Below are 11760 nucleotides of genomic sequence, written 5' to 3' on the forward strand. Positions count from 1 at the left end.
CACAATTTTAAGCCAGACTCAATGGAGTTTTTTTGAAGAGAAGGTCTCCCCTTCTAACCCAAAAGCTTGCTGAAAAGATATGAAATTGCTTTCTATTAAAAAATTCTCAAGTGCAAAGACTTGAGAATGGTTTGTTAATTTTTCATCAACCCTTCTTTTACCAAAAAGTCACGCGCTACTTTAGCAGCAGGCTTGCCTTCTACTCCGACTTGGTAGTTCATCTGGCTCATCTGGCTTTCAGTGATTTTACCAGCTAGCTTATTAAGCACACCTTCCAATTCGGGATGTTTCTTAAGAAGAGCTTCTTTCATGAGGGGCGCCCCTTGATAAGGTGGGAAGAGTTGTTTGTCATCTTCGAGGACCACCAGGTCATAGCGAGCAAGTTCAGCATCTGTTGAGTAGGCATCCGTTATTTGAATATCCCCAGACTGGATCGCCTGGTAGCGAAGGGCTGGCTCCATGGTGGAGACTTGTAAGTGGAGACCATAGACCTTCTGCAAGCCCTTGTTTCCGTCTTCGCGGTCGTTAAACTCAAGCGTAAAGCCTGCCTTGAGTTGTCCTTCCACCTTTTTCAAATCTGAAATGGTCTTGAGTCCATATTCTTGGGCAATCTTCTTAGGCACTGCTACAGCATAGGTATTTTGATAAGCCATGGGTTTGAGCAAGGCCAGGTCGTCTTGTCGCTTGATCCCATCTCGGGCAGCTTTGTAGACCGCTTCTGGATCATGACTGACTTGTGGTGCCGGCTTGAGGAGACTTTCGGTCACGGTCCCGGTAAACTCTGGATAGATAGCGATATCCCCTTTTTTCAGGGCTTCATAGAGGAAGGTGGTCTTCCCAAAATTCGGTTTGACGGTCACTGTCATATCCGTGTTTTCTTCGATCAAGATCTTGTACATATTGGCGAGAATTTCAGGTTCAGGACCCAACTTCCCAGCAATGACCAGGTTTTCTTTTTTCGGTTTGGGAAGAAGACTTGGCGTATAAGAAGCTCCTAATCCAATAACCATCACAGCAAAAGCCGCAAAGATGGTCCGCAATTTGGCCTTTTCCATCCATTTGAGAAGAAGGTTAAAGGCGATGGCTAAGAAGGCAGAAGATATGGCGCCGATTAAAATGAGACTGGCATTCCGACGGTCAATCCCCAAAAGGATAAAGGAACCCAATCCTCCAGCTCCAACAAGAGCGGCTAAAGTCGCTGTCCCAATGATCATAACGGTTGCTGTACGAACCCCCGATACAATGACAGGCATGGCCAGTGGAATTTCAAACTTCTTGAGTCGCTCCCACTTGGTCATTCCAAAAGCAATCCCTGCCTCCTCAAGACTAGGATCAATGCCGTTCAAGGCTGTGATTGTATTTTCCAAAATCGGGAAAATAGCATAAATGACTAGAGCTGTAAGGGCTGGTAAGGTTCCAATCCCCATGAAAGGAATAAAGAGACCCAACAAAGCCATTGAGGGAATGGTCTGGAAGATACCCGCAACTTGTAACACCCAGTTCGCTGCTTTTTTATGGCTATTTAGATAAACTGCCAGCGGAATCGTCAGAAAAATAGCGACCAATAAGGTCAAGAGAGACAATTGTAAGTGTTGTCCAAGGGCTGTAAGCCAGTCCCCAAAACGTTCTTGAAAAGTTGTAAGTAGTTTAGACATGGTGAGCACCTCCAAACAAATCTGCGACAAAGTCTGTCGCAGGCGCTTGTAAAATTGTTTCAGGGTCTGCCACCTGACGAATTTCTCCTTCCTGTAGCACCGCAATGCGATCCCCTAATTTTAAGGCCTCATCCGTATCATGAGTTACGAAGATGGTCGTCATGCCGAATTCTTTATGTAAATCTTTTGTAAGAGCCTGCAACTGCTTGCGAGAGATGGCATCCAAGGCTGAAAAAGGTTCGTCCATCAATAGAATTTTTGGTTCTCCAATGATAGCGCGCACAATGCCAATCCGCTGTTGCTCCCCACCAGATAATTCACTAGGCATGCGCTTTGCATACTCTGCAGCAGGGAGCCCCACCTTATCCAAGAGTTCTTCTGTCTTAGAAGTGATTTGTTCTTTAGTCCAGCCCTTCATCTCAGGAATCAATGCTATATTTTCAGCAACGGTCAAGTTAGGAAATAAGGCAATGGCTTGAAGGACATAGCCGGTACTGAGACGTAACTCCCGTTCATCATAGTCCTTGATACGTTTCCCATCCATATAGATATTGCCATCTGTCGGCTCCAAAAGACGGTTAATCATCTTGATCATGGTGGTCTTACCAGATCCTGAAGGACCCACTAGCACCATGAATTCTCCATTTTCAATGCGGAGATTGACATCTTTCAAAATGTCCTTTTCCGTGTAGCGCAAGGCTACATGTTTGTATTCAATCATGTTCTTCCTCAATAAGTTTTCTGTCTCTAAGAATATCCAATAAGCTACTTGCTGGATGCCCTAGGACTTTTTCGACATCTGTAGAAACCCCAGCTTGTTCTCCAGCTTTAATCGCTGTATAGGTGCTGACCCAGGCATCGTACTCCCATGTTTGTGCTGGCCATTTTTTCCGTGACTCATAAGCTTCTTCTACCGATTCATCTACATACGTGATGGCGTTACCGGTCTCTTTTGAGAGAAGCGCTACGATTTCCTCCATAGAAAGTTCCTCAGGTCCTGTTAGATTCAAGGTTTGATTTTTCCATTTCTTAGCATGTAAGAGAATCTCTGCTGCGACCCTAGAAGTGTCCTTACGGGCAACAGCTGACACCTGCCCACTGCCAGCCGGACCACGAATTTCTCCATTTTCAAGAGCAATATCTAACAAGAAGTCCAAGTAAAAATTATCTCTCAAAAATGTATAGGTAAACCCTAACTCCTTGATATAGGCTTCCGTCTGGGCATGATCTCGAGACAAAGTGAACGTTGCCTTCTCATCTGCCCCATAAAAGGAGGTATAAACAATATGTTGCACCCCTGCTAGTTTTGCAGCATCTAAAAAGTCCTTGTGCTCCTTGACACGCTCTGGATTTTCCCGAGCAGAGACCATCAACAAAGTATCGATACCCTTTAAGGCCTCAACCACCTCTGGAGTATTGGTATACACCATTTTACGGATTTCCGCAGACGCGTAGACTTTTGCACGCTCTGGACTTCGTGCTAAGTGTACGGAAACCATTCCTTTCTTATCGACAAGATTAGCCACATAAGAACCTAATTTCCCTGTTACACCTGTTATTCCAATCATAACTGTTTCTTCCTTTCCCTAGATGTCATTTTCTTTAGCTTTTAAATTGTCAATAATACGCTCTTGATAGGCTTCAAATTCTCGGATCTCTTGATCCGAAAAGCCTTGGTAGAAAATTTCACCCAACTCTTTACTAACGCGGTCACCGATTTCTTTTTGCGCCCAACCGAGGTCTGTCAAAGAAATATATTTTTTCCTTTTATCCTGCGTGCAAGGTTGAATCGTGACCAAGCCTTGTTCTTCCAATTTCTTAACCATGCTGGTCAATGTATTGTTGGCTAGACCCGTCGCAAGAGCGATATCGGTCGCAGTAGCGCACTCCAACTCTTGCTTCCACAAAATCGTTAAAATTTTCCCTTGTTCACTTCGGTATAGGGCATCTGGTTCCTTGCTCAGCAGTTTTTGAAAGATACGCCCATTTAACAAGCGTATTTGTAAAGCTTGGTAGCCCCCTTGCATCTTGTCCATTTCGTCTCCTTTTTATTTCTATATCGAAATATCACAGCCATTGTATCACTGTTCGTTACATCTGTCAACTGCTTCGATATAGAAATAACATTTTTTTCTAAGATACTCTTCAAAGGATTCTTGCACAGCTCCAAATGACCAGACTTTTTTACCCCTTTTACACAAACTTCTTTGGAATACGGTCAAAAATTCGCTATAATAATAGTAACAAATGTTAAACTCCTTTTGTAACGACACTTGGTTTTACGATGTGGTAATCTGTTAACTGTACTATAGAAAGATCGGAGTATTTGTGATGCATATCCCAGATAATTATTTGAGTCCTGCAAGTTGTGCCCTCTTAGCTGTAGCGGCTGCCCCTGCGATTGGCCTATCCATTGCCAAAGTCAAAGTTCAATTAAAGGAAAATAAAGAGTTGGCCCCTATGCTTGGCGTCGCAGCCTCTTTATCCTTCTTGTTAATGATGTTTAATGTTCCAGTTCCAGGGGGGACAACAGCACACGCTGTCGGTGGTGCTCTTCTGGCCATCCTGATTGGTCCCTATGCAGCTTCCCTTGCCTTATCTGTTGCCTTGATCCTCCAGGCCTTCTTATTTGGAGATGGAGGAATCTTAGCCCTTGGAGCCAATATCTTCAATATGGCCGTTGCCATGCCTTTTATCGGCTATGGGATTTACAGTTGGTTCCGCAAACACCATCATGAATCTCTTGGAGTGATCGTGGGGTCCTATGTCGCTATCAACGCCGCAGCTCTCTTAACAGGGATAGAACTTGGACTGCAACCTTTGATTGCATCCGAAGCTGGACAACCTCTCTACAATCCTTATGGATTAGAAGTCACGATTCCTGCCATGATGGCTGCCCATCTTGTGGTAGCTGGCTGGGTCGAAGCCTTCTTCACCTATGTGATTTACCGCTTTGTCAAACAAGTAGCCCCAGCTGAATTGTATACACCAAGTAGCAAAAATACGACTTCATTTGTCAAAAAAATCCGCTGGGTCCTCTTGGGGCTGATCGTTTTGAGCCCTCTCGGTCTCCTGGCAGATGGTACAGCTTTCGGAGAATGGTCTTCTGAAGAATTAGGATCCTTGCTCAAAGGGAAAGTTCCAGCTGGTATCAAAAATGGTTTTTCTTTTGAAGCCTTGTTCAGTGATTACACCATTCCTGGAACTAAAATTGCGATTGGCTATATTCTATCAGCCATTACAGCTGTTCTCATTTTCTATATCATTAGCAAAATGATTCGATCAATAAACGGAGCAAAAACTTCTCATGCGTAAACTTCCTGACTGGCTCCTTCAAGAGCAAGCGACTCTAGAAGCTTCAAAAAGCCATCACTATTTACAAATGAACCTTCACACATTGCGCCATTTTCTTGGCAAAATGAAACAAACGACACCCGCATTCAAGGCCAAAACTTCCTCTTGGATGCGGCTTGTTTACTTTTTAACCCTAGCCATTCTTATTACAACAGCCCACCATACGATCCAGCTCTGGATCCTCGGTATCCTCTTACTACTTCACATTGCCATGCTGCCGGGAGAAACCCTTCTTCACCTGTTTAAAGTCCTCGTCAAGGTCCTTCTCTTCTCTACCATTGTGATTTTACCGAGTATCTTATTTCAAGGATTTCAAAATGGTGGACTCTTTTTGTTACGTGCAGGGATCATTGTCCTCAATATTTCTCTCTTTTTAGCCACTACCACAAGCATCCAACTGGTGGAGGCCCTAAGGCAGTTGCATGTCCCAAAGACCTTTGTCCAGACCATTGATATTACCCTAAAATATAGTTATATTTTAGGGAAACACCTTCACCAACAAATTGAGTGTGTGCAACTTAGGACCGTGGGTCAAAAAGTGAGCCTCCATCTTTTTGGCTCTCTGCTGGGTCTCTTGTATCTATCAACGAAGAACCATACCAAAGAGGTCTACGAGGCCATGTTGCTGAGAGGATATGGCATGGACAGGAAACAAAAAGAGCCCTTCTGTTGGAAAAAAGAAGATGGCCTTTTACTACTGGAATTAGTCTTCCTTATTGCCGTCACCACTCTACTCCGTTAGAAAGGATAACCTAATGATTACCATTCAAGATGGAAATTACCACTACACCGATGAGATTGGAATCCACGATATCCAACTACAGATCAAGCAAGGAGAAACGATCGCTTTGATGGGACCGAATGGAGCAGGAAAATCCACACTTTTTAAAATTCTAGTTGGACTTTTACCCCTGTCTTCTGGTCACTACCACTTTAAGGATTGGACGATAGATGACACTTTCTTAAAAGATCCCCATCGTGCTGGTCAGTTATTTCAACAAGTCGGGCTTATTTTTCAAAATAGCGATACGCAACTCTTCAACACAAGCGTCTATGATGAACTTGCTTTTGGCCCACGTCAACTCGGCTTAGCTGCCGTTGAAATCGACCAACGCGTCAATGATACACTCGCTCTTTTAGAGATTGAACACCTGAGAGATCGCATTCCCTACCATCTCTCCGGAGGGGAAAAGAAGCTAGTCGCTATTGCCAGTGTCCTCACTATGAATCCTAGTCTCTTGCTATTTGATGAGCCCTTTAACGGCCTCTCCCCCAAATACCAAAAACTGATCGTCGACTTACTCCAAGATCTCAAAACAGCAGGAAAAACAATTGTGATTTCCTCCCACCATTTCGACCAAATCGCTCCGATTGTGGAACGGGTTCTGCTCTTTTCAGAGGAACACACCATTACAGGCAGCTACGATCGAGCTGATTGGGAACATCATCCTGATATTCAACAATCGTTTTCGACATGTTAAAAAAGCCTCGGTAGGGTTCTTCCTACCGAAGCTTTTTTGATGAAAGAGATAAGGGTTAATGTCCTTTATGCTTGTCTCTTCGTTTTTGCTGTTTGCGTTCGAATTTCTCTTGTTTGAGCAATTGCTTTTGGACACTAGATTGATGTTTTGAAATCTTTTTCCTTTCCTCATACTGCGACTGCAATAGTTCTTTCGACTTGGAAGAAACTTTTTGCTTTACTTGTTTCCTCACCATTCGCTGTAATCGTTTAGGATTCTTGATTTTTACATGTTGCTTAACTGTAGCTTCTGGACTAAAAGATAATTGAGTAAACTGAGTCTGTAACATCTCTAGAATTACATCATCTTTTGGCTCCTGACCAAATGTCACACGACAAACTTGATAAGTTTCTCGATACACTTGTTCGAACAAACCATGCCAAAATCCATCTTCAAAATAAACTGTCAATCCAATTGAAATTGTTTCCACGACAGCACCTCCTTAAATCTATCCCTAAGAATGGACAACCAAGGAGGAAGGTTACTGATAGGCTTGCCTACGTCTGGACTACCAACCAGAACTGTGTTTTTATCTTAGTTGGGACTATTATAGCATATAGCAATACAAAAAGTCCTCCAGAGCTAAGCTCCGAAGGATTTATTTTTATTTCACAACAATATTTACAAGCTTGTTCGGTACACTAATCACTTTCACGATGTCCTTGCCATCGATTTCTGCCTTGACTTTTTCATCAGCCAGAGCGATTTCTTGCAATTCTTCGCGTGAGAGGTCTTTAGCGACCATGAGTTTAGCACGGACTTTTCCTTTGATTTGAACGACGATTTCGATTTCGTCTTCAACCAATTTGCTTTCGTCCCATGTTGGCCAAGCTACATAAGAGATAGACTCACCGGTTGCTGCGACTGTTTGCCAGAGTTCTTCTGCCAAGTGAGGCGCAAATGGAGCAATCAATTGGATAAAGCCTTTGGCGTAATCCACATAGAGTTTGTTTTCCTTGTTAGCCGCATTGACAAAAACCATGAGTTGAGCAATGGCTGTGTTGAATTTCATCGACTCGATTTGCTCTGTGACAGCTTTAACGGTTTCGTTATAAACCTTGTCTAGAGCGCCATTGTTTTCCGCAACGATTTCTTTACTTGTGATCAAACGGTATACACGGTCAAGGAATTTACGGCTTCCTTCCAGACCTTCTTCAGACCAAGCGATAGAAGCATCGAGTGGTCCCATGAACATTTCATAGACACGAAGGGTATCCGCACCGTATTGTTCCACCACATCGTCTGGGTTGACCACGTTCTTGAGAGATTTCGACATCTTAGCTGGTGCTTGCTCCAACTCTTCCCCTGTTTCCACATGGAAGAAAGAACCGTCACGTTTTTCAACCTTGTCAGTTGCCACAAGAGCACCACGGTGGTCACGGTAGCTAGTTCCTAAGATCATTCCTTGGTTAAAGAGTTTTTGGAATGGCTCTTTAGTCGGTACAACACCAAGGTCATAGAGGAATTTATGCCAGAAACGAGCGTAGAGCAAGTGAAGCACAGCGTGTTCTGCACCACCCACGTAGATATCGACTGGCAACCATTGCTTGAGGAGGTCCTCATCAGCTAATTTCTCTGTGTTGTGTGGGTCGATATAGCGGAGGTAGTACCAGCTTGAACCGGCCCATTGTGGCATGGTGTTGGTTTCACGACGACCCTTGACACCATCTTCACGAGTCACTTCCAGCCAGTCTGTCAAGTTGACCAATGGGCTTTCCCCAGTACCTGAAGGGCGGATGTCCTTGGTCACTGGCAAGACAAGTGGAAGTTCACTTTCTGGAACAGCTGTCGAAGTTCCATCTTCCCAATGAATGATTGGGATTGGTTCACCCCAGTAACGTTGACGGCTAAAGAGCCAGTCGCGGAGACGGTAGGTCACCTTTTCTTGACCAAAGCCTTTTTCTTCCAACCAAGACACGATTTTAGCAATCGCTTCTTCTTTGTTGAGACCGTTCAAGAAATCAGAGTTGACGTGAAGGCCATCTTCTGTGTAAGCAGCCTCTTCAACATTGCCACCTTCCAAGACTTCTACGATTGGAAGACCAAACTGTTTAGCAAATTCCCAGTCACGCTCATCGTGGGCAGGTACAGCCATAACAGCACCTGTTCCGTAGCTAGCAAGAACATAGTCGGCAATCCAGATTGGAATTTCTTTACCATTGACAGGGTTGATAGCATAAGCACCAGTCCAAACCCCTGTTTTTTCCTTGGCAAGGTCTGTACGAGCCAAGTCTGATTTAAGGCTAGCTTGGTGTTTGTAGTCCGCTACAGCCTCAGCTTGTTCAGGTGTTGTGATGGCATCTACTAGTTCATGTTCAGGAGCCAAAACAGTGAAGGTCGCACCGAAAAGGGTATCCGGACGAGTTGTAAAGACGGTGAATTCCTTGTCAGTCCCTTTTACTTTGAAAGTAACGTTAGCACCAGTTGATTTCCCAATCCAGTTGCGTTGCATGTCCTTGATAGACTCTGGCCAGTCAAGGTCATCCAAGTCGTTGAGCAAACGTTCCGCATAGGCAGTGATTTTAAGCATCCATTGGCGCATTGGTTTGCGGACAACTGGATAGCCACCACGCTCAGAGGTTCCATCTGGAAGAACTTCTTCGTTAGCGATAGCTGTTCCCAATTCTTCAACCCAGTTTACTGGCACTTCAGCTTCATAGGCCAAGCCTTTTTCGTAAAGCTTAGTAAAGATCCATTGCGTCCACTTGTAGTAGTTCGGATCTGTCGTATTGACTTCACGATCCCAGTCGTAAGAGAAGCCAAGCGCATTGATTTGGCGTTTGAAGTTAGCAATGTTTTCTGCTGTAAATTCCGCTGGGTCATTCCCTGTATCCATAGCGTATTGCTCAGCAGGCAAACCAAAAGCATCCCATCCCATTGGGTGAAGGACATTGTAGCCTTGCGCACGTTTGAAACGGCTAAGGATATCAGTCGCTGTGTAGCCTTCTGGGTGTCCTACGTGAAGACCTGCTCCAGATGGGTAAGGGAACATGTCCAATGCATAAAACTTAGGTTTTGAAGCATCTGTTCCTGTCTTAAAGGTGTGATGGTCAGCCCAGTATTTTTGCCACTTAGGCTCGATTTCTTTATGATTGTAAAAACTCATAGCGTCTCTCCAATTTTCGTGATGCTCCTATTATACCATTTTTAGGCGATTTTTAAAGGTTCAGACAAAGAAAAAGACAGGTCCCATACGGGACCTGTCTCTCCTGTTTTCTTCAAGAAAAGTCTATTTCACATGCTTTTCAAGTTCTTCTTGCGCTTTTTTATTGGATTTTTCTTTTTCTTTCTTCCATTGATCACGCGCTTTGTCGTAGTCTTTAGCCGATACGACCTTGTCTTGAACTTCTAAATATTTATAGTTGAAGGATTGACCCTTGTGGCCTGTCCAAGCAAAGGCTGCAGAGTATGGTACAGTCTTACGAACGACTGGAGAAGCTCCATCTGAATGGATCGGAATCAAGAGGGCACTATCGGTCAACCAAGCTTGAGCGGCAGCATATTTTTCGTAACGCTTGTTCACATCTTTGGTTTCATTGTGCGCATCTTCGATCAATTGATCGTATTTATCAAAACCAGCTGCTTTTGCGGCTGCATTATCCGTACCAGCATCGAATCCAAAGTAAGAATTGGCGTTTTCGCCGGATTTACCACTAGTGATGTCGATGTAAGAAGATGGGTCCGTATAGTCTGGACTCCAACCCAAGTTATTGTTCAAATCCCAGTCTTGTTGCGAAGCACTTTCAGCAAAGTAGGTAACCCGTTGCAGATCATCCTCAGAAATTATATTCAAATCAATTACAATATTTTCTGCTCCCAGTGTAGATTCAACCGACTGTTTAAAGGATTGGGCCTGTTTAATTCCTTCCGTATAAGTAGAAGAAGTTGGAAGGTCCAAATGAATTGGGAATTCAACTCCTTGAGACTGCAAGTCTGCCTTGGCTTTGGCAAACTCTTCTTTGGCCTTGTTTGGATTGTAGAGGGTGTCTTTTCCATCTGCGACAGAGACCCCTTTCCATTCATCCCCATAAGCTTCCAAGTCTTTTTCTACTGCATCACCAAATTGTTTGCCATCGATTTGGACAAAGTTTGGTGGCGTAAAGGTATTACGGATCACCTTATTGGCACCCGCTTCCCCGTTAGTTTGCGCTACATAAGCCTTGCGGTTAAAGGCAAACATAATGGCTTGACGGAAGTCCTTATTTAAGATTGCTTTCTTAGTTGAAGTCTTTTGAGCATCCGTGGTCTTCTTTGTGATTTCATAAGCCTGACGGTCAATGTTGAAGGAAAGGTTATAGGTTGAGGAACCTTGGTCAGTAAAGACGATATCGTCTTTGTGCTTCTTCTCTACACTCTTATAGTTAGAGCCATTTGGGAAGACACGAGCAACTGTATAGTCGCCGTTATCAAATCCACGGATCAGAGACTCGGAGTCTTGTCCATCATAATAGGTCAGCTTCACTTTACTGATCTTAACATTATCCGCATCCCAGTATGTTGGGTTCTTTTCCAATATCGCAGAAGATTTAGAAGTGATGGATTTGATCAAATAAGGACCGCAGTATAGGATACTAGACGGAGAGGTCCCTTGACCATAGTTATCTCCCTTAGATTTCAGGAATTCTCCATTAACCGGCATCAAGATCCCCATCGTAGTCTTAGAATTCCAGAAACTTTCTGGTTGGCTCAGGGTATATTGAACGGTGTAATCGTCAATAGCTTTTACACCAACTGTTGAAAAATCAGTTGTCTTCCCTGAAACATAATCATCCAAGCCTTTGACAGATTTTTGGACCAAGTAAATTGCTTGTGATTTCTTGTCTGCTGCGTGCTTGAGACCTGTGACAAAGTCTTGGGCCTTGACTTCTCCATATTCTTCCCCTTCAGAAGTCATCCATTTGACCCCTTTACGGAGTTTATAAGTATAGGTCAAGCCATCCTTGGAAACCGTCCAGTCTTTAGCAAGCGATGGGATCAAGTTCCCGTACTTGTCCACTTCCAACAAGCCATCTATCGCATTTCCTGTAAACTCAGAAGTCGATTTTTTATTGGAAATCGAGTAGTCTAAGGTATCCGGATCCTGGGTATAGACATAGCTAAATGTCTGACCACCAGAGCTACTAGATTTCCCTCCTGAGCAGGCTGCCAGTACACCAGCTGATAAAAGCAGAGCGCTGGTAGCTAAGAGTACCTTCCCTTTGTTCATATAAATCACCTCATTGTAAAAAATG

At 43.9% G+C, this 11760-nt stretch carries 10 protein-coding genes; 3 read left to right on the forward strand and 7 right to left on the reverse strand.

Annotated features, from left to right (window positions below; all coding sequences use genetic code 11):
* Positions 1 to 134: 134 nt before the first annotated feature.
* The 4 genes from SM123_RS09595 to SM123_RS09610 are packed head-to-tail and all read right to left on the reverse strand — an operon-like array spanning position 135 to position 3691.
* Positions 135 to 1655, reverse strand: a complete 1521-nt coding sequence (locus tag SM123_RS09595; protein ID WP_320909505.1) for an ABC transporter permease/substrate-binding protein — start codon at positions 1653 to 1655, stop codon at positions 135 to 137.
* On the reverse strand, positions 1648 to 2376 hold the full coding sequence (locus SM123_RS09600; RefSeq protein ID WP_320909506.1) for an ABC transporter ATP-binding protein: 729 nt from the start codon (positions 2374 to 2376) through the stop codon (positions 1648 to 1650). The genes SM123_RS09595 and SM123_RS09600 overlap by 8 nt, the downstream gene beginning before the upstream one ends.
* Positions 2369 to 3223, reverse strand: coding sequence for an SDR family oxidoreductase (locus tag SM123_RS09605; protein ID WP_320909507.1), 855 nt, complete (start codon positions 3221 to 3223; stop codon positions 2369 to 2371). Before SM123_RS09605 ends, SM123_RS09600 begins: the two co-directional genes overlap by 8 nt.
* Positions 3224 to 3241: 18 nt before the next feature.
* Positions 3242 to 3691: a MarR family winged helix-turn-helix transcriptional regulator gene (locus SM123_RS09610; RefSeq protein WP_320909508.1), complete on the reverse strand. Its 450-nt coding sequence runs from the start codon at positions 3689 to 3691 to the stop codon at positions 3242 to 3244.
* 295 nt (positions 3692 to 3986) lie between these two features.
* On the opposite strand from SM123_RS09610, the gene cbiM reads away from it, so the two are divergent.
* Genes cbiM through SM123_RS09625 form a run of 3 tightly spaced genes read left to right on the forward strand, consistent with a single transcriptional unit; the run spans position 3987 to position 6490 of the window.
* Positions 3987 to 4970, forward strand: a complete 984-nt coding sequence (gene cbiM / locus SM123_RS09615) for a cobalt transporter CbiM (RefSeq protein ID WP_320909509.1) — start codon at positions 3987 to 3989, stop codon at positions 4968 to 4970.
* A complete protein-coding gene (locus tag SM123_RS09620; RefSeq protein ID WP_214259377.1) occupies positions 4963 to 5751 on the forward strand; it encodes an energy-coupling factor transporter transmembrane component T in 789 nt (262 codons plus the stop codon). The genes cbiM and SM123_RS09620 overlap by 8 nt, the downstream gene beginning before the upstream one ends.
* A 13-nt stretch (positions 5752 to 5764) precedes the next feature.
* Positions 5765 to 6490, forward strand: coding sequence for an energy-coupling factor ABC transporter ATP-binding protein (locus SM123_RS09625; protein ID WP_049473104.1), 726 nt, complete (start codon positions 5765 to 5767; stop codon positions 6488 to 6490).
* A 55-nt stretch (positions 6491 to 6545) separates the two neighbouring features.
* Here SM123_RS09625 and SM123_RS09630 read toward each other — a convergent pair whose 3' ends face one another.
* From SM123_RS09630 to SM123_RS09640, 3 genes are all read right to left on the reverse strand, one after another.
* On the reverse strand, positions 6546 to 6959 hold the full coding sequence (locus SM123_RS09630) for a YjdF family protein (protein ID WP_320909510.1): 414 nt from the start codon (positions 6957 to 6959) through the stop codon (positions 6546 to 6548).
* Between the two features lie 174 nt (positions 6960 to 7133).
* Entirely contained in the window at positions 7134 to 9635 is a 2502-nt protein-coding gene (leuS, locus tag SM123_RS09635) for a leucine--tRNA ligase (protein WP_320909511.1), read from the reverse strand.
* Positions 9636 to 9758: 123 nt separating this feature from the next.
* The gene (locus tag SM123_RS09640; RefSeq protein ID WP_320909512.1) at positions 9759 to 11735 is read right to left on the reverse strand and encodes a peptide ABC transporter substrate-binding protein; all 1977 of its coding nucleotides are present in this window, start codon (positions 11733 to 11735) and stop codon (positions 9759 to 9761) included.
* Positions 11736 to 11760: the final 25 nt, after the last annotated feature.

The sequence above is a fragment of the Streptococcus sp. S5 genome, from assembly GCF_034134805.1.
GTDB classification, from domain to species: domain Bacteria; phylum Bacillota; class Bacilli; order Lactobacillales; family Streptococcaceae; genus Streptococcus; species Streptococcus lingualis.

Bases quoted from the DNA above. Each gene is read 5' to 3' on its own strand.
- SM123_RS09600 (WP_320909506.1), bottom strand. From the start codon at position 2,376: ATGATTGAATACAAACATGTAGCCTTGCGCTACACGGAAAAGGACATT.
- leuS (WP_320909511.1), bottom strand. From the start codon at position 9,635: ATGAGTTTTTACAATCATAAAGAAATCGAGCCTAAGTGGCAAAAATAC.
- SM123_RS09620 (WP_214259377.1), top strand. From the start codon at position 4,963: ATGCGTAAACTTCCTGACTGGCTCCTTCAAGAGCAAGCGACTCTAGAA.
- SM123_RS09605 (WP_320909507.1), bottom strand. From the start codon at position 3,223: ATGATTGGAATAACAGGTGTAACAGGGAAATTAGGTTCTTATGTGGCT.
- SM123_RS09625 (WP_049473104.1), top strand. From the start codon at position 5,765: ATGATTACCATTCAAGATGGAAATTACCACTACACCGATGAGATTGGA.
- SM123_RS09640 (WP_320909512.1), bottom strand. From the start codon at position 11,735: ATGAACAAAGGGAAGGTACTCTTAGCTACCAGCGCTCTGCTTTTATCA.
- SM123_RS09595 (WP_320909505.1), bottom strand. From the start codon at position 1,655: ATGTCTAAACTACTTACAACTTTTCAAGAACGTTTTGGGGACTGGCTT.
- cbiM (WP_320909509.1), top strand. From the start codon at position 3,987: ATGCATATCCCAGATAATTATTTGAGTCCTGCAAGTTGTGCCCTCTTA.
- SM123_RS09610 (WP_320909508.1), bottom strand. From the start codon at position 3,691: ATGGACAAGATGCAAGGGGGCTACCAAGCTTTACAAATACGCTTGTTA.